At 40.8% G+C, this 23,924-nt stretch carries 15 protein-coding genes; 8 read left to right on the plus strand and 7 right to left on the minus strand.

Going from position 1 to position 23,924, the window contains the following annotated elements; translation table 11 throughout:
- Nucleotides 1–2: 2 nt before the first annotated feature.
- Complete coding sequence (locus CWB76_RS04930) at nucleotides 3–1,502, minus strand: sensor histidine kinase (RefSeq protein ID WP_138605896.1); 1,500 nt, start codon at nucleotides 1,500–1,502, stop codon at nucleotides 3–5.
- Nucleotides 1,503–1,728: 226 nt separating this feature from the next.
- Between CWB76_RS04930 and CWB76_RS04935 the strand changes: the two genes are divergently transcribed.
- The 3 genes from CWB76_RS04935 (at nucleotide 1,729) to CWB76_RS04945 (ending at nucleotide 6,644) form a co-directional block, all read left to right on the plus strand.
- Nucleotides 1,729–2,601 carry an ABC transporter ATP-binding protein gene (locus CWB76_RS04935; RefSeq protein ID WP_138605898.1) on the plus strand — a complete coding sequence of 291 codons (873 nt, stop codon included), beginning with the start codon at nucleotides 1,729–1,731 and terminating at the stop codon, nucleotides 2,599–2,601.
- Nucleotides 2,592–5,747: a M1 family aminopeptidase gene (locus CWB76_RS04940; RefSeq protein WP_138605900.1), complete on the plus strand. Its 3,156-nt coding sequence runs from the start codon at nucleotides 2,592–2,594 to the stop codon at nucleotides 5,745–5,747. Before CWB76_RS04935 ends, CWB76_RS04940 begins: the two co-directional genes overlap by 10 nt.
- Before the next feature lie 207 nt (nucleotides 5,748–5,954).
- The gene (locus tag CWB76_RS04945) at nucleotides 5,955–6,644 is read left to right on the plus strand and encodes a response regulator transcription factor (protein WP_138605902.1); all 690 of its coding nucleotides are present in this window, start codon (nucleotides 5,955–5,957) and stop codon (nucleotides 6,642–6,644) included.
- Nucleotides 6,645–6,676: 32 nt separating this feature from the next.
- Here CWB76_RS04945 and CWB76_RS04950 read toward each other — a convergent pair whose 3' ends face one another.
- The 4 genes from CWB76_RS04950 to CWB76_RS04965 are packed head-to-tail and all read right to left on the minus strand — an operon-like array spanning nucleotide 6,677 to nucleotide 9,807.
- Entirely contained in the window at nucleotides 6,677–7,450 is a 774-nt protein-coding gene (locus CWB76_RS04950; protein ID WP_138569882.1) for a CsgG/HfaB family protein, read from the minus strand.
- Nucleotides 7,450–7,872 (minus strand): curli assembly protein CsgF, encoded by a 423-nt coding sequence (locus tag CWB76_RS04955; RefSeq protein ID WP_138605903.1) that lies wholly within the window; start codon nucleotides 7,870–7,872, stop codon nucleotides 7,450–7,452. The genes CWB76_RS04950 and CWB76_RS04955 overlap by 1 nt, the downstream gene beginning before the upstream one ends.
- A complete protein-coding gene (locus CWB76_RS04960) occupies nucleotides 7,866–8,258 on the minus strand; it encodes a curli production assembly/transport protein CsgE (protein ID WP_138605905.1) in 393 nt (130 codons plus the stop codon). The genes CWB76_RS04955 and CWB76_RS04960 overlap by 7 nt, the downstream gene beginning before the upstream one ends.
- A gap of 40 nt (nucleotides 8,259–8,298) precedes the next feature.
- Nucleotides 8,299–9,807: a curlin gene (locus tag CWB76_RS04965; RefSeq protein ID WP_138605907.1), complete on the minus strand. Its 1,509-nt coding sequence runs from the start codon at nucleotides 9,805–9,807 to the stop codon at nucleotides 8,299–8,301.
- Nucleotides 9,808–10,376: 569 nt separating this feature from the next.
- Between CWB76_RS04965 and CWB76_RS04970 the strand changes: the two genes are divergently transcribed.
- From CWB76_RS04970 to CWB76_RS04985, 4 genes are all read left to right on the plus strand, one after another.
- Nucleotides 10,377–12,881 (plus strand): S8 family serine peptidase, encoded by a 2,505-nt coding sequence (locus tag CWB76_RS04970; RefSeq protein WP_138605909.1) that lies wholly within the window; start codon nucleotides 10,377–10,379, stop codon nucleotides 12,879–12,881.
- Nucleotides 12,882–13,145: 264 nt separating this feature from the next.
- Nucleotides 13,146–16,319, plus strand: coding sequence for a glycosyl hydrolase family 18 protein (locus CWB76_RS04975; protein ID WP_138605911.1), 3,174 nt, complete (start codon nucleotides 13,146–13,148; stop codon nucleotides 16,317–16,319).
- Nucleotides 16,320–16,385: 66 nt separating this feature from the next.
- Nucleotides 16,386–17,990: a lytic polysaccharide monooxygenase gene (locus CWB76_RS04980; protein WP_138605913.1), complete on the plus strand. Its 1,605-nt coding sequence runs from the start codon at nucleotides 16,386–16,388 to the stop codon at nucleotides 17,988–17,990.
- 65 nt (nucleotides 17,991–18,055) lie between these two features.
- Entirely contained in the window at nucleotides 18,056–20,686 is a 2,631-nt protein-coding gene (locus CWB76_RS04985; protein WP_138605915.1) for a glycosyl hydrolase family 18 protein, read from the plus strand.
- 90 nt (nucleotides 20,687–20,776) lie between these two features.
- Here CWB76_RS04985 and CWB76_RS04990 read toward each other — a convergent pair whose 3' ends face one another.
- A complete protein-coding gene (locus CWB76_RS04990; protein WP_138605917.1) occupies nucleotides 20,777–21,259 on the minus strand; it encodes a putative 4-hydroxy-4-methyl-2-oxoglutarate aldolase in 483 nt (160 codons plus the stop codon).
- A gap of 349 nt (nucleotides 21,260–21,608) precedes the next feature.
- Here CWB76_RS04990 and CWB76_RS04995 point away from each other — a divergent pair, with 349 nt between their 5' ends.
- Nucleotides 21,609–23,072 (plus strand): carbon starvation CstA family protein, encoded by a 1,464-nt coding sequence (locus CWB76_RS04995; protein WP_138605919.1) that lies wholly within the window; start codon nucleotides 21,609–21,611, stop codon nucleotides 23,070–23,072.
- Between the two features lie 62 nt (nucleotides 23,073–23,134).
- Here the strand turns inward: CWB76_RS04995 and CWB76_RS05000 are convergent, their stop codons facing one another.
- Nucleotides 23,135–23,653: a TetR/AcrR family transcriptional regulator gene (locus tag CWB76_RS05000; protein WP_054201362.1), complete on the minus strand. Its 519-nt coding sequence runs from the start codon at nucleotides 23,651–23,653 to the stop codon at nucleotides 23,135–23,137.
- Between the last annotated feature and the right edge of the window lie 271 nt (nucleotides 23,654–23,924).

The following is a 23,924-nucleotide window of genomic DNA, read 5'->3' on the forward strand; positions in this document are numbered from 1 at the left end:
TTTTACAGCTCCAAGGTCAGTGTTGTTTGCCACATTGCATCTTGCTTATGGGTTATTAGTGAATGTTTATTAGGGTATAAAAGTTGCAGTCGTTTTTGTAAATTAGCGAGCCCCATCCCATGTTCTTTTTTTACTACTCGAGCGGGTATTGGGTTGGTGCAATAAAGCGTTAAAACATTGTCATTGATTGTTATTTTAATTGATACGTGTGTTTTGTCGCTCGCGGGCTCAACCCCATGTTTTATGGCATTTTCAACAATAATAATCAACAGCAGCGGTGTGATTTTTAGGTCGTCACAATTGTGCGGCCAAACAAGGTTAAACTTACACTTATTCGCACTTCTTATTTTTTGTAATTCAATAAAATTTTTAAGGTAGTCTAGCTCTTTTGCCAGTAGCACGGATGGCTTTTGCCCTTCATACACTGTGTAGCGTAGTAAGTCTGCCAAATGTAGTACTAACTGTGGGGCTTGCTCTGATTTTGTCAGCGTAAGTGCATATAAGTTATTTAACGTATTAAATAAAAAATGAGGGTTAACTTGTTGTTGGAGTAATTTTAGTTCGGTTTGAGTTTGCTGTTTAGCGACTTCATTTAACTTGCTGTGTTGCTGTTGACGCTCAAACGCCAAAATAATAGGGGTACTTATAACAAGAAAAAGCAGCATAAACTGATAATTAAACTTACTAAAAATATTTTGATCGCCACTTGGTGTGAGGTTAGCAACGCCGTGGGGTAAGTCATTAATGGGTAACGATAGAACGGCAGCTATCAACAAAGGTGTTAATACCAGCATTACAATAACGCAAACGGCTACAAATAAAAATACGCCGTGAACAGCAAGCAAGTGGCGAATGAGGAAGTATCGGTTAAATAAATATAACCCGTAAACAATTGCAGTATAAACGCCTAGTTGCCAAAAATAAGTGATAAATTGACCAAACTGCGAGACGACTTTACTTGGATCAAAAATTAAATTAAATGGTTGATTTAATAGTGGGTCTTCATGTGTATTGAGTACCCCAGCCATTAGAAAACACCAGCCCAAAAGAGTGAGTAACACTACATTATCCAATGATATTAATGAACTTAGCCGTTTGCTATTGAGTGAAGGCTGAGTGACAACACGTTGAGATATCAGCCATGTTAGGCTTGCTGCCGTACACAAGGCCCAGCCTTGCGGTGCTAAATAGTGCCATTGAGCAAATTGTGGAAGCAGCACACCGAGCGCGTATATCAAGATAGGGTAAGCAATAAAACCTAACAGCCAGCTCATTAAGGCTAGTCTCAATGGCTGTTGAAATGCAATTGCATGGGCGATTAAAAAAGGCAGGCATACTAAAAGAAGTTGCAGGTTTATTTGTAAGTAAAGCGGTGTTGAGCTGAGCCTTAACGATAGAAAGCGAATATGGGCTTCAAGTAAAATGGCAGCCAATAACGGCAATAAGGCAATGACATATTTTACCTTAATCCGTTGTGATAAAAAGGAAATAACCGTCTGCACATTTCACCTTAATATAATTTTAACTTCACACTACTTTACCCTTTAAACATTATTAACACATCTTTACGTTGCTAAAAAACCACAAATAATGATGAAAGTAAGGTTTTTAATGATGAGCAGCCAATCGTTACTCTTATCCCTTAGTTATAGGCTTTGATCATTACTTGCTAGCTGATTTGGAAGGTGTTGCTTAATGTGACTATTCGTCAATTAAGGAACGCAATAGATGCTGACACTTACAAATATAAATAAAAAATACCCAGATGGCACGCACGCTTTAAATGATGTGTCGGTTCATTTGCCTGTTGGCATGGTTGGTTTACTTGGACCAAATGGGGCGGGTAAATCAAGTTTAATGCGCACCCTAGCGTGTTTGCAAAGTGTGGATAATGGTCAGGTAAATTTTGATGGCTTAAATGTGCTGCAACATCCCGAACAGATGCGCAAACAGCTGGGCTATTTACCGCAACAATTTGGCGTCTATCCAAATATGAGTTGTATTGCATTGTTAGAACATATTGCAACGTTAAAGGGACTCAATAAAAAAGATCGAAAGCAGCAAATAGAGGAGCTTTTGGCACTATTAAATTTATCTTCGTTTGCGAATAAAAATGTGAGCCACTTTTCGGGTGGGATGAAACAACGTTTTGGTATTGCTCAAGCGTTGTTAGGTTCTCCTAAACTGATTGTTTTAGATGAACCAACCGCAGGGCTTGACCCTGCTGAGCGCGAAAGTCTCAATAATTTATTGGTGACGATTAGTAAACAACGCCTAGTGCTGTTATCTACGCACATTGTAGAAGACATAGAAAATCAGTGTCACTTTGTTGCAATGATTAACCAAGGCCAGCTAATTCAAAGTGGTGAAGTAGCCGCCCTTATCAAGCCATTGCATGGATGTGTATGGCTGCTAGACACCCTGCCTAGTGAACTACCGCAAGAGAGTTTGGTACTAAGCAAAAGTTATCGGTACGGCAAACCTTCATTTCGTGTTTATGCTACAACGACCCCTGCTGAAAGTGCGATACCCGCAGAAGCGACACTGCAAGATAGCTATTTTTATGAATTGAAAGCAAGAGGGTGTCACGCATGTTATTGATCAATGAACTGCGTTACATCACTCGTCAGCCTCTGCTTTGGTTGTGCTTTTTAGCAGCGCCTTTGTTTGCGTATACATTGTCAGCAGGGTTAGCTGTTGAAGGAAGCGATGCGATAAACCAGTTAAAGCTGCACCTAGTTGCCCTACAAATGATGCAACTAGCTTTACTGACAGGCGCGCTTGCACCGACAATTTTTTTACGTGATCAAATACACAATATGCACGAGCTTGTAGCAGCGACTCTTATTACTTTTAGAAAGCGAGCTTGGTTACGTTTGAGCGCTTTGGTGATGTGTGTGTTTGCGATTGCGTTTATTAGTATGCTGGTGGTTGTAACACAGTTACTCAGTAACGGGTTTGACTGGCATATTATTAATCTACTGTTTGTTAATAGCCTTTTTATGTTGTTTCCTAATGCGTGTTTGCTCAGTGTCATTGCCCTGTGGTTTTGTCAAAAGTTCAGCAGTGCTTTGGTGAATTATGTGGTATTTGCAGTTTTATGGATTGGCTACTTACTACTTGCAAGTGTTACTGGTAACCCAATACTGGCGGGCAGTAGTATTATCAGTGAAACTAGTTATCAACTGTTTATATGGTTAGACCCTTTCGCATACACCGCGATTATAGCTAGCTTTAGTGAACCACAAGGCTGGATCATAGCTGTTAATCGGGTGCTGATATTATTACTCACAAGTCTTATTTATTTTAGCGCTGTTGCAAGTAATCAGTCTAACTCGTTTAGTAAGCCAGTAAAAAGTGCAGTGAGCAAGCTACAACCCGTTACGGTAGCAAATGCCTCGTACCGACCTGCGGCTGCACAAAGTCATGGTCTAGCGATATTTATCACATTTTATAAAGTAGCGCTTTTCAATGTGTTAAAGCATCCAATAACATGGATAGTTTTATTAGCTTGGCTATTCATGGTGTTTAATAGCGTAGCCTCTTCTGCTGCTTATGCTGAGCCATTGAGTGTAATCAATGCAACAACCAGTATCGATGCAATTAGTCACTATGCATTTGATATGCAAATACTGTTTGGGTGTTTGCTGATGGTGCTTTGGAGCTGGCAAATCAGTTGCTATGCACGGCGCTTTAATATGGCTGAGCTAATTGCTGCTACGCCTATCAAAACGGCCACTATTTTATATAGTCAATTATTGGTATTGGCTACTTTGGTTATTACTTTTTCAACAATGAGTTTTGTGGGAGCCTCTTTAGCGCAGTGGTTTATTGATAGCCAATATGACGCTTACGACCATGTATATGTTTTGTGTTTATCGTCACTGCCCCTGATGCTAATTGGCTGGGTAACGGTATGCGTATTTAATATTTTTCGCTCAACACTGGTTGCAGGAGCAATCGTTTTTGTGATGCTGTTGCTAAAATTTACACCCGTTATGACTTATTTAGGACTCACACACACATTTTGGAGCCTAGCTTGGACGCCATTGCAGCCGCCGAGTGAGTTTTGGGGTTACCGGGCAAGTATCAGCAGTTATTGGCCTTATATGCAGGTGTGGTTGCTGGCCGGTATAAGTTTTATATTGCTAACGTGTGTATTTAGTCATCGCGGTGCGGGGTTTGATAGGCGTGCGGTTGTGCGAAAAGATGCATGGCTAATAATGCCAGTGTTGCTCTGCGTTGGCTTATTTGTGCAATTACATCTACGCTTGGTTGATGAAAAACCGCTTACCAATTCGCATAAACGTGAAGCGTTTAAAGCCAATTATGAAAAAAACTTTGTAGATTGGCAGCATAAGTTGCAACCTCAAGTTAGCCATATTGATGCAAAGATTGATTTTTACCCGCAGCAGCAGTTTGTTAAGTTTGATCTGACTTACACTTTAAAAAATCGTCATCCAACGGCTATTAAGCAAATTTTAGTTGGCAGGGCTGGGTTTTATAAATGGGCGGATGTAAAGATTGCTGGCGCAAGCCAAATTGCGTTTTACCCTGAGTTAAATCAAGCTGTTTATGAGTTTGATATTGCATTAAAGCCACATGAAACACGGCAATTAACAACACAATTTGAGATTCATCAAGCAACCTTGTGGCCTGCTGGTGGGCATCAAATAATTACGCCTGAATTTAGTTATATTCGTGCGGTTCCTGCGTTGCCAACCATTGGCTATCAAGTTAATTATGAGCTAACCGATACACAGTTGCGCGCTCAATATGGTTTGCAGCAAAAGGCACGGCCTTTAGCTTCAACATTATTTAATGAACAGCAAAAAAGGCCTAAACACTATAAGCGTATAACGATGTCGAGCAAAATATCAACCGCAGCGGGGCATCAAGTTGTGACGCAGGGCAAACAAATTACACATCAACGTGAGCAGGGCCGTGAGATATTTGAGTTTAAAACATTAAGTGAAATTAATAACTTACCAGCTTGGCTGTCAGTGCCTTTTACTGCTGAAACTAAAAAGCATGATGGTGTTACGTTACAAGTATTTGCAAAAAAACAACAGCTGATTGAGCGTTCAGATGCAATTGCTGTTAATTTTCAAGCGATGATGGACACACTTGATTGGTTTAAAAATAATATTGTTGCTTACAAACCAAAGCAATTGAGCATAATTGCGGCCCCACCTTTTGGGGGCACTGGCTATGCTTTACCACAAATAATATTAGTTGAAGATACCGTCGGCTTTAGGGCTCGGCCAAGCGATGATGCCGGTTTTGATCAGCGTTATCGCCGTGCAGTGCATGAAACCGCGCATCAATGGTTTGGCCACGATATTGGCAATAGTGTGTCTGCTGACAGTGCCTTTCTAATTGAATCGATGGCCAAATATATTGAGTTGGTAGTAATAGAAAGATATGACGGAAAGGCCGCTATGAACGCTTTGGTCGATTACGAAACAAAGCGTTACGAGCAAGCATCACGTATGGATATTATCGAAAAAATGGCATTGATTGATTCAACAAAAAGCTATGAGCAATACTCAAAAGCCACTATTGTATTTGCAAAACTAAGGAAAAAAATAGGCGATGAAGCGATAATTAAGGCACTTAACTTAGTATGGGAAAATCATTCTCACCCTAATATGCCTGCTACTTCAATGGACTTTATTTTTGCGTTAAAAGAGCAAGTTAATCCACAGCTAAGTAGTTTAATTGATAAGCTGTTCTTAGAGATATGACAATCTTCAAGTCGCCAGCGGCTTGGAGTTGACTCTAAATTGCTTTAACTAAACGTGTTGTACTTCGCATAATGTGATGGCGAGAGGGTGTTGGCCGTTCGACTTAATTGCTTTACAGAGTACTCCACTACGAAGGTATACCAAAAGAGCATTGTGTTTTGTAGTTGATTTAGGTAATGTAATGAAATTGTTTCAGGGATGGTAATTATGTTAAGTAAAAAATTTGCCTTTATTAAAACAACACCTAAATCTTCTTCTCACTCATTTTGCTATACAACGATTATAAGCACTTTAAAAGCGCTTTTTAATGAAATAAAAATGGATGACTCACTCCCTAAAGTCGAGTTACGTCAAACCTTTGAACTTTATCTCGTTGATGGTGCGGATAAAGATTGGCACTCATTAATCCCTGCCGAACTAATCTGTTTAGCTAAGCAAAATAAGGTGATTTTATTTAACGTTGAGCCAAATGCTGTGTGTGAGAAAAACTTATTATTAAATCACTTCAATGGTGTTTTTTATAGTTCAGATGCTGCAGAGGATATTTTTAAGGCGCTTGTAAGAATAACCGACGGCGAGCTATGGTTTACCCGTAAAGTGATTTCTGATGCATTCAAAGATATATTGAATGCAGCTTCATCTAACAATTTACTGCATGACGACATAGTGCTTAGTAAATCGGATTACGAAAACTTAACCAAACGTGAAAAATCGGTGATTCAATTAATAGCGCAGGGTGCGAGTAACGATAAAATAGCGAACAAACTCAATATTAGTGATCACACAGTGAAAACTCATCTTTATAGTGCGTTTAAAAAGACTCAATCACGTAATCGTATAGAGCTTGCAAATTGGGCACAGCGCTACATTTCGGTATTACTTCCATTAGATAATTAAATAAAAAGGCTATTTGCATAGCCTTTTATTTTTTAAGCTTGTTTTTTAGCCCAAAGTCCCCGATCTATGCCTTTAGTAATTAAATCAGTAAGCGCTTTTTCTATGGCTTGTGTCACACAAATACTCATAGGTTCGTTATCACTAAATCCAGCTTCGGCTTCGGCTAAACGTTTGTAACTAACATATCTAAAGAAGCCTGCTCGCATTTCTTGGCTCAATACTTTTTTGCTGGTGGCTACTGATAATAGTACTTGGCCAGTTCTTACATCGACTGCACGCAAATAAATTGAAATTGCATCTTCACGATATAGCTCTGAGGCACCAATCCCAAAGTATTCCATTCCTAATCCGCCAGTTTTTACATTGGTATCGTAGCTAATTATGCCACCTTCTAAAATAATTTTTGCGGTGGTTAATGGCGGAAGCTCGCCCTGATTAGGGTTAGTCGCTTGTGCCGCTCTAATAATTTTTCGCTCAGTCAAAATGTTTTGTAAACCCTCACGTTCAACCGGCGTAAACCAGTCAGACTCATGTAATGCTTGCACTAAAATAGAGTTTGCACCTTGAGTGACGGCCGTTGAAAACGAGCTAACATTAGTTTGTGGTTTATATTGACCGGTTTGATCGCGAAATGAATAAACCGAAACTGGAATGCTACCTGCAGGTTTAGGTAAGCTTTTTAAGTCAGAAAAAACATCTGTTGGCTCTAACGTTACCGCACTTTGTTTTGATGGGGGAATTAAATTACCCATAGTAGAGCAACCACTAAGAGAAAGAGCGATTGTTATTATAATTACTTTATACATTATCCAAACCTCGGTACTTCGATAACCACAACCGAGTCATCAATTATATTTGTTATTCTAACCGTGATAGTGTCGGTTGTACTGGTGATTACTTCTATTTGATAATCACCACTCATAAATATTGAATCTTGGTTAAAAACACTGTCTTCAATATTTTCGCCAAAAGCCATGTCGGTGATTTCTCTCACCATCCTATTTAAGTATGTTCGCTCTAATGAATCCTGAAATTGCTCTGCATACCCTTTTTCGATCACAGGCGCTTTATGCTTATTTTGTGCTTGTGCCTTACTAAGCAGCATATTGGCATTGAGAGGGTTGCCGCCAAAGCTCGGGTTAATAGGGGTGTAAATAATTTCAGTTGCGGAGACTGAAAAGCTTAAAGTCGTTATTATTGTTAATACTATTTTTTTCATTGTTACCATCCATTCAATGCCATGTCAGGACTCGCTGTTTGCATATTCGATCGCGCCATTGCGTCCATTACAGAATGTACTGCTTGCTCTACCCGCTCGTCCAAAGGCTCTAGCTTTCGTCCCAAGTGGGTTGCATAAATTATCTTATTATTCATTATTAATACTAATTTGGTGCCAGCACGGGGTATAACCGTTTCTTTTATTTCTACATTGAAGCCTGCTGTTGAGGGGAATTCGCGCCAATAGTTTGAAAATTCACTATAAAATTGATACCCAAAGCGGCTAATACTTTTGTTTAGAAGTAATCCATCGATTTCTAAATCATCACTGGCATTACTCCAAGGAATAAAAAGAGTTAAAAGTATAAAAAAATAGTTATATTTATTATTTTTCATAGTTAAATAAGGGAGAGGGTTACTCTCCCTTTCTCATCAATTACATTTGTGTAATTGTTGCAGTGTTACCATCACCGATTTGCGTGACAGAGAATGTACTGTTAAAGCCAATTACGTTACCTTCAACAGTATTGTAATTACCTGTTTGAGTAACAGAGAATGAAACGTTTTCACCACCTAGTAAAAGCGCTGAATCTCCGGTTCCACCTACCCAGTTTCCCTCACCTTGTTGTGCAATATCAATAGAGTGATTACTGCCCTCTACCATTAAGTCAATAACGTTGATATCACCATTTTGAGCGATATCAATTTGGTTTGCATTACTATCAAGAACACCCGCTAGTGTAACAATGGCTTCGTTTTGGTTACCGACTTGATTAACATCAATATCGTTATCGTTTGATGTAAGTGAGACATCAGGGTATGAAGACTGCACTAAAATTGCGTTTTCATCACCACCTGATTGGCTAAGGTCAACATCATTGCCATTACCATTAAAATTAGCTAAATGAACCGAGCTGGAATTACTAACTTGAGTTACTGTAAATTCATTATTTGATCCAATTACACCCATGTATACTTCATTAGTGTTACCAACTTGCATTGCTGTAAGCTCATTGTTATCGCCCATTAGCTCAGTTGTTGCAAGGTTCTCATCACCAACTTGATTAACTGTTACTTCGTTGAATGAACCGTCAAAAAGACCAGACTCAATAGCATTGTCTGAACCTTCTTGGTCTAGTTTTATTTCATTATCATTGCCAGTAACGGCTGCAAAAGTAATCGTATTGTTATCACCGCTGCTTTGTTCAATAGCTATTTCGTTTGCATCACCAGCTATATCAGTGAATGTAACAATGTTGCGTGAGCCATCTTGGCTAACATCAATTTCATTTTCGTTGCCACGTAATGACTCTATTTTAAATTCATTCCACGTGTCTGTTTGTTCAATTTCAATTATGTTTTCATCACCAGATAAGCTAAGTATTTCAAACTCTTGCCACATACCTGACTGAGATGAAATAATTTCGTTGCCGTTACCTCTCATGTCCATGTTGTAAAACCAATGGCCGCCATCACCTTGTTCTACGTCAATATTATTGTCGCTACCGGTGATAATATTGATTGCTTCATTATTCTGGAATAATCCTTGGCCGAATTGAGAAACATAAACGCCGTTATGATCACCCGTAATACGAGTAATAAAACCATTAGCGATACCATCTTGCGCATAAGTCTGTTGGTTGTTATCACCCGTTGTTTCAACTTCGGCGTAATTACCATTTTGTAATTGAGCTATTTTAACATCGTTATTGTTACCGACTTCAGTAGCTAGTGCAGTATTGCCATCCCCATCTTGAGATACTAATGCTGTATTATCAGAAAATGATTGTTTAACTGTTACGGCATTTTCAATGCTACTTACAGATACTTTAGATGCAAGCTCAGAAGTTGAACCCGCTTTTGATTCTGTAGTTGCGTTTGCTGTAAAGCTTGCGCCCATTGCAATTGCAATAGCACAGCTTAAAAGTGATTTATTCAATTTCATTATTATTCTCCTTGAAATGCAAAATTAAACACCTTGGTTGTTTATTAAGTTTTAATAAGGTGTTTGTCGTTACAGCATGCCGTGCTGTTAAATGTGTGATTAACTTTTATTCTTAAACGTAAGGTGCGGTTTTAATCATGAATGTAGAATCTAGCTTTCAGTGCTTGAACAGTATGTTTACTGTTATCTACTTCATAACTGCTCAGTCACTGTATTCTTCAATGAACCTATTTTGAATCATCTTTTTTAATGGTATTTAAAGCTGTTTAGTTTCAATGACTTGAAATTAAATTTTTGATTTATATTTATTTCTCACTAAAATCCAATAAAAAATAATGAGTTAATGATATGTTAAAATTAATGAGTTTAGCTCATTAAAATGGATGTTTTTTATGTTTTTATCACTGTATTTCTAGTTAAAAGTAATGATTTTGTACCTTATTTTGTTTTTTTACTTGAGTTAGTCGCTGTTTAACCGTTTTCTTAGCACTTGCCACGTGATTGCTTAAATTCTTATACGTAAATTTTCCACTTAGTACAGCTAAGTTAACTTAATTACGGATAAAACGATGAAAACAAAATTATCTATTATTACACTTGCACTTTTACCTTGTTTAGCTGCGGCGAAATTGCCTGATGTAAACAGTACGACTCAAAAAGTTACTGCGAGTAGTGACTCAATTATTGTTAAATATAAAAAGAATGCTTCGCCGGAAATGCGTAAGCAAGCTCGTTCGTTAGTAAAAGCCAAAATATCTGATCTAAATAACGATGAAATTGATGATAACTTCACTTCGTTATTTTCAGGCCGCCTCGCTAAATTTAAAATATCAGGAATGAGCGCTAAAGAAGCAATTGAGCGCTTAAAATCACATCAAGCTATTGAGTATGTTGAGCCTGATTACCGAGTGAGCATAGCAAACGCAACTAATGATCCTCGCTTTGAAGATTTATGGGGCTTAAATAACGAAGGCCAAACTGGTGGTACGGTTGATGCAGATATTGATGCACCTGAGGCTTGGTCAATTTCAACTGGTAGCCGTGATATTGTTGTAGGTGTTATTGATACTGGTGTAGATTATAGCCATCCTGATTTAGCTGCGAATGCGTGGGTAAATAGTGGTGAGATTGCTGGAGATGGTATCGATAATGACGGCAACGGTTATATTGATGACGTACACGGTATTAACGCGATTACCGATGCTGGCGACCCAATGGATGACGAAGGCCACGGCACACATGTATCAGGTACAATTGGTGCCAGTGGTAACAATGGTGTTGGTATTGTTGGTGTAAACCATGATGTATCTATTGCAGGTTGTAAGTTTTTAGCTGCAGATGGTACAGGTTCTACATCTGGCGCTATTAAATGTATTGACTACATGGTAGGCCTTAAAAACTCAGGTGTTAACCTTCGTGTATTAAACAATAGCTGGGGCGGTGGTGGTTATAGCCAAGCACTTGCTGATGCGATTACTGCCAGTGAACAAGCTGATATTTTATTTGTAGCTGCTGCTGGTAATGATGCGGTAGACAACGATGTAAATCCTCATTACCCATCTAATTATGAAAATGACAATGTATTATCTATTGCAAGTACTGATAGTCGCGACAATATGTCTGGCTTTTCACAATGGGGTTTAACCAGTGTTGATATGGGCGCGCCAGGTAGTGCTATTTTATCAACCATTCCAGGTGGCGGTTATGCAAGCTATTCTGGCACATCAATGGCAACACCACATGTAGCTGGTGCTGCTGCACTTGTATTGTCAGTAAATCCAGATCTAACATCACTAGAGCTTAAAGAGTTACTTATGTCTAGTGGTGATGCTAATGCGGCATTAAATGGTAAAACGGTTGCAGGTACACGTCTAAATGTTAACCAAGCAGTCATTGATGCTGATCCAACTCCTGGGTTTAAATTATCAGTATCACCTGTTTCTCAACAAGCAACAGTTGGTGATACGGTTACCTATACCTTTACAATTGGTTCAGTTGCACAATGGGATGGTGACGTTTCACTTGCTTTGGCTGCTGATCTTACTGACGCATCACTAAGCGCAACTACAGCTCGTCCAGGTGATGAGGTTGTATTAACGGTAGCAACTAATAGCGATACTCAGTGGGGTAATTATGACTTTACTGTAACTGCTTCAACAGACGAGCAAGTTAAAGATCAAACAGTAAGCTTAATGCTGCAACCTGCTGGTTTGAACGACTTTACTTACAGTAGTAATGAACGCGTTGAGATTCCGGATAACTCACCTGAAGGTGCAAGCTCTGTTATTACTGTGGCCGATGATTTAACTATCTTTGGTACCACGGCTGATGTAGACATTACGCATACTTGGTCTGGTGACTTAGTGCTTACACTTATTTCAGCACAAGGTACAGAGGTTACTTTACAAAGCAATGAAGGTGGCAGTGACGACGATATTGTGAAGTCATTTACATCAACGGTATTTAATTCTGAGGTAGCGACTGGAGATTGGACACTTAATGTTGAAGATACAGCAGGCGCAGATACGGGTAATATCAATGGTTGGTCACTTACATTTAGTGCTATTGGTGAAGTAAGTCCACAACCACCAGAAGCCGGCTTTAATGTTTCAGCACAAGGTTTAACTGCTACATTTACAGATACAAGCCGTGATGTTAATGATGACATTTCACAGTGGAGCTGGAACTTTGGTGACGGTGCAACTTCAACTGATGCAAACCCTGTTCATGCCTACGCTGAATCAGGTAGTTATGAAGTTGAACTAACTGTAACAGATAGTGAAAACAACTCAGATACATTCACACAAACAGTTGTTGTAAGTGATGTTGAAATTGAGTTGACTCTAAAACGCGCTAATAAGTCACGTCTTGATACTATGCGTGTAGAGCTAAACTGGGAAGAAGTGGGTGCTGAGTCACTTAGCTTATACCGAAATGGCGAACTAGTAGATACCGTATCAGATAATGGCCGTTACCGTGACTACGTTCGTAACGCAACATTATCAGCGTATAACTATAAGTTATGTGTTTCTGAGAACGTATGTTCGAATATTGTTACGGTTTCATTTAATTAAGCAAAATATACATTCCTAATGTAAACCAAGCCCAGTTTCACTGGGCTTTTTAATGCCCAATTAATAAATGTTATTAATTGAACTTGGTATTTTAATTGTTTTTATAGTAGTTATAAATCACTAGCCTCATATTATTAATTAATCAATTTATATCTATTTTGTTTATTAATTACACTTTATTTACTTGATATTTACTTTGTTCATGCTAGTTTCATAAATGGAAACTGACAATAGCATTTCTTAACACACTAAGCGGAGGAGCTAATGAGCTCACGGAAAATAATAAATAATGCCCTTAAATTAAGTGTCTTATCACTAAGTGCATTTAGTTTAAATGTATATGCATCAATAGACTGCAGTACATTGACGACATGGGAGTTAGGGCAAACTCATACAGCAGGAAGCCAAGTAAAGGCACAAAATAATGCGTATGAAGCCAAGTGGTGGACACAAGCAAACCCTTTGGAGAATGCCGGTCAATATCAAGAATGGTTACTTTTGGGTGCGTGTGACAGCGCTGTCAATGATAATCAATCGCCTATAATTACTGAGATCACACCTGGGAATGGTTCTTTATTTAACGATAAAGACAACGTTGTCATTTTGGCGCAAGCAACTGATTCAGACGGCTCAGTTGCAAGTGTGGAGTTTTTTGTCGACGGCATTTCCATAGCGGTTGATAACACTGCGCCGTTCAGTGTTAACTGGCAAGCTATCACGGGCGAACATCAAATTAGCGCGGTAGCAACAGACGATGAAGGAGCGAACTCTGCAGAAGTTGTTAATACGCTGAACGTTAGTGATTCAGTAGTTGTTGACCCTGTTAATCAAGTACCTGTTGCCGCTATTTCATTTAGCACGCTTCCGGATCAACTGGTTGTTGGTTCGCAGGTGGTGTTTGCACTTTCTGGAACTGATAGTGATGGCCAAGTAACGGCTCTGAGCTTTGCAGCAAACGGGGTGGATGTTCATCAATCAAGCTCACCAGCGAGCAGTTTTGCATGGCAAGCAACGGCACTTGGTCAGGCAACTTTCACCCTAACGGTGACCGATAACGACGGTGCAACAGCGCAAGTAACAAAAGTATTAACGGTTGTTGATGAAAATACAGGCCCAGTTACGGGCACTGACTGTCGTCCCCAAGGTTTATATCAAACTCCCGGTGTAAACACGCCTTACTGTACGATTTATGACGCTGATGGTCGTGAGATCATGGGCCCAGATCATCCACGCCGTGTAATTGGATACTTTACTAGCTGGCGTAATGGCGCTAATGGTCAACCCAGCTATTTAGTAAACGATATTCCTTGGGATAAAATCACCCACATCAACTATGCATTTGCCCATGTTGATGCGAACAACAAAGTATCTATTGGCGATCCTGCTTCAGTAAATAATCCTGCTACTAATATGGAATGGCCGGGCGTAGTTGGCGCTGAAATGGACCCAGAGTTTAACTACAAAGGTCACTTTAACCTGTTAAACAAATATAAAAAACAACACCCAGATGTAAAAACATTAATATCAGTAGGCGGTTGGGCTGAAACCGGCGGTTATTTTGATGAGACGGGCCGTGTTGAAAGCGGTGGTTTTTATACTATGACCACTAATGCCGATGGTTCAGTTAACCATGCAGGTATCAATGCATTTGCGCAAAGTGCAGTTGAATTTATTGAAAAGTATGGTTTTGATGGTGTTGATATTGACTATGAATACCCATCATCAATGAATGACTCAGGCCACCCTGATGACTTTCCTATTTCTAACGCACGTCGTGCAGGGTTGAATGCTTCATATCAAGTGCTAATGAAAAAGGTACGAGAAGAGCTAGACCGTGCAGGTGAAGCTGCGGGTAAGCATTATTTACTCACGATTGCATCGCCTTCTTCAGGTTATTTACTGCGCGGTATGGAAACCTTCCAAGCGGTTCAATATCTCGATTATGTAAATATCATGTCTTATGACTTACATGGCGCATGGAACTCGCACGTAGGTCACAACGCGGCATTATTTGATACTGGGTTAGACTCAGAGCTTGCGCAATGGAATGTATACGGCACCAAAGAGTTTGAAGGCATTGGGTATTTAAATACTGATTGGGCAGTGCGTTACTTCCGTGGTGCGATGTCAGCGGGTCGAATCAATATTGGTTTACCTTATTACACCCGTGGCTTTAAAGATGTATCAGGCGGAACAAACGGTTTATGGGGCCAAGCGGCGCTACCAAATCAAGCTGATTGCGCTAAAGGTACCGGCGTAGGTGAGAAAAACAAATGCGGTAATGGTGCACTAGGTATCGATAACCTTTGGCATGATAAGAACGATGCAGGCCAAGAAATGCCAGCAGGTTCAAACCCTTTATGGCATGTTAAAAACCTTGAAAACGGCATTGTTGGCTCGTATTTAGGCGTGTATGGCTTAACACCTGATACCGACGCCGATGACCGCTTAACAGGTACTTACACTCGTCACTATGACAGCGTTGCTGTAGCCCCTTGGTTATGGAACGCAGATAAAAAAGTATTCCTTTCAATGGAAGATGAAGAGTCAATGGCAACAAAAGTTGATTACGTTATCAACAATGGCCTTGGCGGTATTATGTTCTGGGAGCTGGCGGGTGACTTTGACTACGATACAGTGAAAGGCGAGTACTTCATGGGGTCAACGCTTACTTCACTTGCATACGATAAGTTTAATCAAAGCGGTGTTGCATATGATGTACATGGCGGAAATCCAAACTTCACAGTGCCTGCTGAAGCCGTAGATATCACATTTACAGCAAAAGACTTCCCAATTGGGGATGATAATTACCCAATCAGCCCAACGTTTGCATTTACTAATAACTCAAGTCTTGATTTAAGTGGTGCAAAAATCTCATTTGATGTGCCGGTATCAACTTCCGCTATTTTTAAATCTAACTGGAATGCACAAGAAAAACTGGGTATGGCTGTAGAAGTAAATGGATCGAACGCAGCGGGTAATAATATTGGCGGTTTTGAGAACGAGTTCCACCGTTTCTCAATCACACTGAACAATGAATGGGGCGGTCAACCAAAAGACTTTAGCGCTGGTGCAACTGTGAATGCACAAGTGATGTACTACATGCCAATCACTGGGCCTAGCAACTTTACCATTGAAAAAGATGGAAAAACTTATGCATTCAAAGCTGAATACCCAATGCTACCAGATGCAACACCGGGTGATGGCACGGGCAATCCAGATAACGGTGGCGGTGACCCTGTAGGTACGTGTGAAGGAGTTGATATAGCCACGATTCCTGTTTATCCAAACTTCCCTCAAACAGACTGGGCGGGCAACCCAAGTCATGCTGCTGGCGGCGATCTAATGGTGCATAACAACGCAGTTTATAAAGCCAAGTGGTGGACAACCTCTGAGCCGGGTGCAACAGCAGATTGGACCTTAAGTTGTAGCCTGTAATTTACAAAACAATGAGGGGTAGGCCTGAGCTTGCCCCATGTATTGAGTCTAATAAAGGATAAAATAATGGCATCAATTAAATTTAACACGATTACGCTATCTGCAATTACTAGTGGTTTACTACTCAGTACACTAGCACCGCAAGTGCAAGCACATGGTTATATGGATAGCCCTAAAGCGCGCCAAGCAATTTGTCAAGTTGATGGCGGATACTGGTGGCCTGAAGACGGCACAAATATTCCTAACCTTGCGTGTCGAGCCGCATATTTAGAATCGGGCACGGTGCAGTTTGTACAAGCGATTGAATTTTCGGTTAATACTCCTGACTATTTAAATCAAACCGCAGTTGAGGCCAGTGTACCAAACGGCACTTTATGTGCTGGTGGCGATACAGCCAAACGGGGTATGGATTTACCATCACCACATTGGCAGCGCAGTGATGTAGTACCCAATGCCAATGGTGATATTCAAATACGTTATCTTGCATCAACCCCGCACAACCCAAGCTTTTGGCAGTTTTACATTACCAAGCCAAGCTTCAATAGCGCAATTGACGTACTAACTTGGCAAGACTTACAGCTAGTGCAAGAGCACGACAACATTGAGGTCGTTAAAGACCCCGATGGTAAACGCTACTATGAAATGAATGTTGCAATTCCGCAAGACCGCAGCGGCGAGGCCATTTTATATAGCCGTTGGCAACGTAATGATGTGGTTGGTGAAGGCTTTTATAACTGTAGCGACATCAACATAGTAAATGACGCAGGCCCAACTGATCCAAATTCGTTGACTAGCGTCGGTTACTTTGTTCGCCAAGGGCAAAATGCTATTGCAGGCGACATCGTATGGGCGCGATTATTTGACGAAACAGGCCAAGAGGTGATCAACCAACAGCTTAAAATCAATGCCGACAATCAAGCAAATTGGCAACAAGCATTGGCTGAGCAGCTTAACCTCGATTACGCGCATTTAGTGCAAATTGGTGTGAAAAACCAAGCGGGCGACATTACGTTTGATGCAACCGACGTACTTATAAATCAAGTGTATAGCAGCGATGCAAATTATACCTATGCCTTGAGTGTGCAAGGTGCGCCAACAAACACCGCACCCATTGTACACACCCCAGATAACCTAGTAGTTGATGAAAACACCACAACAGCAATTCATCTGCATGCCTTTGATGATGAGCAAAGTGAGCTAACTTACAGCTGGACAGTACCTACACCGCTAAGCTTTACAGGCTCTGGTGCCAACATCAACTTAACCACTGCAGAGGTATCAGCAAACACCGATTACACCATTGCAGTATCTGTATCGGATGGTCAATTAAGTACCCAAACCAGTTTTAGTGTCACGGTTAACGATGTACCTGTGGTCGATCCGGTTGACCCAACAGTACCTGAATGGGAAAGCACTCAGACCTATCAAGCCAGCGATAAAGCCCGTTTTGCTAACGTTATTTACACCGCTAAATGGTGGAACAAAGGCCAACAACCAGATACCTCAGCGGCATGGGAATCAGCCTCGAAAGCTGACACAGCAGCCACTTGGAATACTAGCAAAGCCTACCAAGCCGGCGCAGAAGTAACGTATCAAGGACAGCGCTATCGCGCTAAATGGTGGACTCAGGGCGATACGCCAGGGCAAGCCAATGTATGGACCAAACTTTAATAAAGCCTAAGTTTTGCAGTTCAAACTTATTAAATAATTACATAAATAATGGATAAGAGAGACCTATGAATATCAAACAACTAAGCGCAGCCATCGGTGTTGCTTTATTTGCAAGCACAGCATCTGCTGCACCGTCTACACCAAGCATTAATTGGGAACCACAGCAATATTCGTTTGTTGAGGTAGATCTTGAGGGAAACGGCTCTTATAAGCAGCTAGTTACCCGTGTTGAACAAGTTAATATCAACATTCAGTGGAGTGCATGGAGTGGTGATGGTGGCGATAGCTACAAAGTATATTTTGATGACATGCTAGTGAATGAAGGCACGCTTGCTGCTGGTTCTAAAAGTGGCACTATTTCATTCCCTTATGATAAAGCAGGCCGCCATACAATGTATGTTGAGCTATGTGAAGGTGGCACGACCTGTGCGCGTAGTGCAGGCAAACCTATTGTAATTGCTAATACTGACGGTGGCCACTTAGCGCCATTGCCGATGGATGTAGATCCAAATAACCGTGACATTGGTATCAAACAAGGTTTAGTTACAGGCGCTTACTTTGTTGAGTGGGGAATTTATGGCCGTGATTATGATGTAACGAATATGCCAGCACAAAATCTGAGCCATATTTTGTATGGCTTTATTCCAATTTGTGGTGAAAACGCATCGTTATCGGGTGGTCCTAAACGTGCACTTGAAACCGCTTGTGCCGGCTCTGCAGATTACGAAGTGGTTATTCACGACCCATGGGCAGCAGTACAAAAAGCACTGCCAGGGGTTGATGCAAAAGACCCTATCCGTGGTACTTACTCTCAGCTAATGGCGCTTAAACAGCGTTACCCAGATATTAAAATTTTACCATCTGTAGGTGGTTGGACGTTATCAGACCCATTCGGTGGCTTTACCAATAAAGCTAACCGCGACACCTTTGTTGCCTCAATGGAAGAGTTTTTAAGAACATGGAAATTCTATGACGGTGTCGATATTGATTGGGAATTCCCAGGTGGTGACGGCCCCAATCCTGACATTGGCGATCCAATCAACGATGGCCCAGCCTATGTTGCTTTAATGCAAGAGCTACGCGCTATGCTTGATAAACTAGAAGCAGAAACGGGTCGTACTTACGAGTTAACTTCAGCCATTGGTGCAGGTTACGATAAAATTGAAGATGTAGACTACCAAGCCGCAAGCCAATACATGGATTACATTTTTGCCATGACCTATGACTTTTATGGCGCATGGAGTAATGTAACCGGTCACCAAACTGCACTTTACTGTGGTGAACACATGAGTGTTGGCCAATGTAACGGTACCGGGCTTGATGAAAATGGCGAACCTCGTAAAGGCCCTGCTTATACCACCGATAATGCAGTGCAGCTGTTACTTGCGCAAAATGTACCATCGGAAAAAATCGTCGTGGGCACAGCTATGTATGGTCGTGGTTGGGAAGGTGTTTACCCGCAAAATGCAGCGATTGATGGTAACCCAATGACCGCCCCTGGTAATGGCCCATTAAAAGGCTCTACGGCACAAGGCGTATGGGAAGATGGGGTTATTGATTACAAGGGCGTTAAAGTCAATATGATTGGTGCTGCGGGCACAGGTATTAATGGTTTTGAAGTGGGTTATGATGAGCAAGCACAGGCCGCTTATGTATGGAATCGTTCAACCGGTAAACTAATTACTTATGATAGCCGTAAGTCAGTACTGGCTAAAGGAGCGTATGTTAATCAGTATAATTTAGGTGGTTTATTTGCATGGGAAATAGATGCGGATAATGGTGATATTCTTAATGCTATGCATGATGGTTTAGGGGGCGTAGTTGCTCCGCCAACAAATAAAAAGCCAGTTGTTTCTGTGTCTTCATCAGTGTCTATTAATTCAGGCGAGAGTATTACAGTAACAGCTTCTGCAACTGATGCAGATAACGATCCACTTAGCTTTAGCTGGAATGCTGATAGCGCACTGGTGGTATCTGGACAAAATAGTGCATCATTAGTCATTACAGCGCCAACAGTGACTGCAGATACACAGTATGTGGCAACTGTTGCGGTATCAGATGGTCAAGCAACTGTTAATCGTGATGTTGTTGTTAATGTTATTGCGCCAACATCAGGAGGCGAAAACACAGCACCGAGCGTTGATGCTATCGCTAATATCAGCGTTGAAGAGGGCGCATCAGCAAGTGTAGCTGTAGTGGCTAATGATGCTCAAAACGACGCCCTTTCGTATACGTGGACAGTACCAGCAGGCTTAACATTAGTGGGTAGCGGTTCAAATATAAGTCTTGAGGCAGGCGCTGTAGATACCGATACAGATTTCACCGTGTCTGTTGCAGTTAGTGATGGTGCATTAACCACAACGCAAAGCTTTAGCGTAACAGTTACAAACGTTGATACTACAAATCCACCTACAGGAAGCTGGGATGCGAGTGTTGCATACGTTGGTGGTGATGTCGTTACTTATAACGGCGTTGAATATAAAGCAAAGTGGTGGACTCAAGGCGAGCGTCCTGATTTAGGTGGTGCATGGGAAGCAACAACACAACCTACAGATGGTACGGGTGTCGCAGTTTGGCAGCCAACGGCTATCTATAACAGTGGTGATGAAGTTTCTTATCAAGGTAATAAGTACCAAGCTAAATGGTGGACTCAAGGGAACGAACCTGGTTCAACCGATGTATGGTTAGCACTTTAATTTTAACCTGAGAATTTGGGTTTTAAAAAACCATATAAATTAAAAAAGCAGCTTTCGAGCTGCTTTTTTGTTAACGACTATTACGAGGGGTTAAAACAACGCTTTAGAGCTAATTATTAAGCCGTTTACATCAGCATATGCCCAATCACCAGTATTAATTGTGGTGTTTAACATATTAACCGGGTGATCTTTAGCGCCTAAGCCGCGCTTAGTGGTGCAGCGCGGGGTTGCGCCTAGCGCCATTACAGGTAAATCAAGTGTGGCAAGAATTTCAATATCGCGACAGCAACCATTAATAACTATGCCGTGCCAGCCATTTTTTAGTGCGCGCTCTGCAATCATATCGCCAATAAAGGCAAAACGTTTACTGGCAAAACCATCAACAACCAATACTTTTCCCTCACCGTTTTCATGCAGTATGTTACCAGCAAACGAGTTGTCGTCAGGGCAGGTGACGGTCACTACTTGACCATAAAAGTGAGTTTTATTACCAAAGTGTTGCAAGCCACTGTCAGCAACTTGCACATGGTCGCGATGTTCATCGTATAAATCGGGCGTAGTAAACTGTGTCATTGAGGGCATCCTTGTTTTTTGGCAAAGCCATGTACGGCAAAGGCAAGTAAATTTAAAGTAGTAATAATGTTTATCGTAGGCTAATTAATCACTCAGGTGTAGCTATTGTTGCAAATTGGCTTATAGATTTTAGTCGCAATATAAGTACTTTTAGTGCTTTCCATCTGTTTCCATGAGTAACGAATGCTGTTAATTAGTTTTATTTTTTCGAATAAAATTGATTTTGTGAGCGCATTAGCCAAACGTCTCATTGTTGGCTACTTTTTCATATGCTACGTTCAATTGTTATTTAAAAAGTGGGGCGCAAAATAGCGTTCTATAAACACATACAAAAAGAGAAGCGTGCTTTATGATCATCTTTTTTATTTGCCTGACTATTTTAATATTAGGCTATAAGTTTTATAGCCCGTTTGTTGCAAAACAAGCGGGTTTAGATTCAACCGTAGACACTCCGCAAAAGCGTTTTAGCGAAGGTGTTGACTATGTTGCTATTCACCCTGTTCGTGCATTTTTAATTCAGTTTTTGAATATTGCAGGAGTAGGCCCCATATTTGGTCCTATACTTGGCGCCTTGTATGGTCCAGTAGCGCTGGTTTGGATTGTACTTGGTAACGTTTTAGGTGGAGCTGTACACGACTTTTTCTCTGGCGTAATGAGTATTAAAGAAGACGGTAAAAGTTTACCTGAAATTGCAGGCCATTATTACAACGTAGTATTTAAAGGCTTTATGCTTATATTTACTGCTATGTTGTTATTTTTTGTTGGTGTAGTGTTTATTATGAGCCCAGCAGGATTATTGAGTAACTTAGATGCATTTGAAGGCACCATTTTTGCTAGTAATACATTTTGGGTTCTCGCTATTTTAGCTTACTACTTTTTAGCCACGTTATTACCAATCGATAAAATCATCACTAAGTTTTACCCTATTTTTGGCTTGTTAATGATTGTAATGACAGTTGCTATCGCAGTCTCACTGTTAATCAACGCACCACATTTACCAGTAGCTGGCGACTTTTTAGCGTATTTTGAAGCCGATCATGCTCACGACTTTTTAGCCCCAAATCCTGATGGACTGCCTACTTGGCCGTTGCTATTTATCACCATTACTTGTGGTGCTATTAGTGGTTTTCACTCAACGCAAGCACCTATTATTGCTCGTTGTTTAACTAACGAAAAATATGTACGCCCGGTTTATTATGGCGCGATGATGTGCGAAGGTATTGTAGGTTGTGTTTGGGCGCTTGCTGGTATTGCTGCCTTCCCAGAAGGGTACGCTGGTTTAAAATCGATGCTTGATTTAGGCGGTCCAGGCTTAGTGGTTAACCATATTGCAAACAGCTACTTAGGTGTATTTGGTGGTATTATGGCTATTATTGCTGTTGCTGTTTTCCCTATCACCTCAGGTGATACGGCGTTCCGTTCACTGCGCTTAACGGTGGTTGATGCGTTTAGTATTCCGCAAAGTTTACGTAATCGTTTGTTGTTAGCACTGCCAATTTTAACCATTGCTTACTTTATGACTAAGCTCGACTTCTCTGTTATTTGGCGTTATTTTGCGTTTTCAAATATGCTGCTTTCTACCAGTGTGTTGTGGCTTGCGACCAAGTACCTATTTGACCGTGGTACATTCCATTGGATCACTAGTATACCCGCCGTGATCGCAACCGCAGTGACCTTATCTTACATTATGACTGCGGCAATTGGGTTAAACTTATCAAGTGACTTAGGTAAGCCTATTGGTGTAGTGGTAGCGGTAATAGGCTTTATTGCATTAGCTTTTGTGCACTCAAAACATAAAGTGCATCCAGCTTAAAACTACATAGTTATTAATGTAAAAAGCGAGCTTTATTGAAGCTCGCTTTTTTATATAAGCACTTAAAAAGTAGCTTGTTCGAAGTAGCTAATATCATCTAGGGTTTTACTAATAATCATTGCCCCTTCTAATAAGCTCACTGTTTGTATTGCCGCCCGAGCAGGATTAAGCTCTCCATTTATTTGATGTGCTTGAGTTAACCAGGCTAAGTTTTTATTAAAAAACCGCTGAACTTCAACCCGCACTTTATCGGGTAGGCTGTCGCTTTCTGCACCGAGTAAGCCACATAAACACATCTTTTTGTCTATCACGAGCGCATTTCTAAATAACTGAGTGTAAATATCGATGGGATTTTTACCGTTTGCTTTATGTGCATTCGGATCGCCAAGTACTGCAATAAAGGCATCGGTGTATTGATGCGCGAGTTCAGCACCTAAATCAGCTTTGGTTGGAAAGTGATAATGCACACTGGCACTTTTTATACCAATCTCAGTAGCAAGTTCTCTAAAGCTAAAGTTGCTATATCCACCCAGTCGCACTTTATTTTCTGCGGCTTGTAGCAGGGCTGCTTTTTTACTCATTTTGATATTTCCTTGCTGTTATCTGAAAAAATTATCAACCAGTAGGTAGTTATTTTCAAGCTCTTTTGTTTTTAGTTTGCAAGCATTTAGCGCTTGCTATAAATTACCTATCAGTAGGTAGTTTTTGTTTGCCAATATTAACTTAGGGTCTGTTGACCTTTCAAGGTTAAATTTGCAGCAGTCTGTTTGGCATTTAGGCAAGGCAGCGCCTATGTGGTGTGGTTGTTCCCCATAAATAGGCGATAACGCAGCATCAATACCAAACAGGCGC

Source organism: Pseudoalteromonas sp. S1609 (assembly GCF_005887255.1).
In the GTDB taxonomy this organism is placed as follows: domain Bacteria; phylum Pseudomonadota; class Gammaproteobacteria; order Enterobacterales; family Alteromonadaceae; genus Pseudoalteromonas.

Excerpts from the sequence above, each read along its gene's own strand:
- CWB76_RS05000 (WP_054201362.1), bottom strand. The coding sequence starts at position 23,653 with ATGAGTAAAAAAGCAGCCCTGCTACAAGCCGCAGAAAATAAAGTGCGA.
- CWB76_RS04985 (WP_138605915.1), top strand. The coding sequence starts at position 18,056 with ATGAATATCAAACAACTAAGCGCAGCCATCGGTGTTGCTTTATTTGCA.
- CWB76_RS04980 (WP_138605913.1), top strand. The coding sequence starts at position 16,386 with ATGGCATCAATTAAATTTAACACGATTACGCTATCTGCAATTACTAGT.
- CWB76_RS04965 (WP_138605907.1), bottom strand. The coding sequence starts at position 9,807 with ATGAAATTGAATAAATCACTTTTAAGCTGTGCTATTGCAATTGCAATG.
- CWB76_RS04955 (WP_138605903.1), bottom strand. The coding sequence starts at position 7,872 with ATGGTAACAATGAAAAAAATAGTATTAACAATAATAACGACTTTAAGC.
- CWB76_RS04945 (WP_138605902.1), top strand. The coding sequence starts at position 5,955 with ATGTTAAGTAAAAAATTTGCCTTTATTAAAACAACACCTAAATCTTCT.
- CWB76_RS04995 (WP_138605919.1), top strand. The coding sequence starts at position 21,609 with ATGATCATCTTTTTTATTTGCCTGACTATTTTAATATTAGGCTATAAG.
- CWB76_RS04950 (WP_138569882.1), bottom strand. The coding sequence starts at position 7,450 with ATGTATAAAGTAATTATAATAACAATCGCTCTTTCTCTTAGTGGTTGC.
- CWB76_RS04960 (WP_138605905.1), bottom strand. The coding sequence starts at position 8,258 with ATGAAAAATAATAAATATAACTATTTTTTTATACTTTTAACTCTTTTT.
- CWB76_RS04975 (WP_138605911.1), top strand. The coding sequence starts at position 13,146 with ATGAGCTCACGGAAAATAATAAATAATGCCCTTAAATTAAGTGTCTTA.
- CWB76_RS04990 (WP_138605917.1), bottom strand. The coding sequence starts at position 21,259 with ATGACACAGTTTACTACGCCCGATTTATACGATGAACATCGCGACCAT.
- CWB76_RS04970 (WP_138605909.1), top strand. The coding sequence starts at position 10,377 with ATGAAAACAAAATTATCTATTATTACACTTGCACTTTTACCTTGTTTA.
- CWB76_RS04940 (WP_138605900.1), top strand. The coding sequence starts at position 2,592 with ATGTTATTGATCAATGAACTGCGTTACATCACTCGTCAGCCTCTGCTT.
- CWB76_RS04935 (WP_138605898.1), top strand. The coding sequence starts at position 1,729 with ATGCTGACACTTACAAATATAAATAAAAAATACCCAGATGGCACGCAC.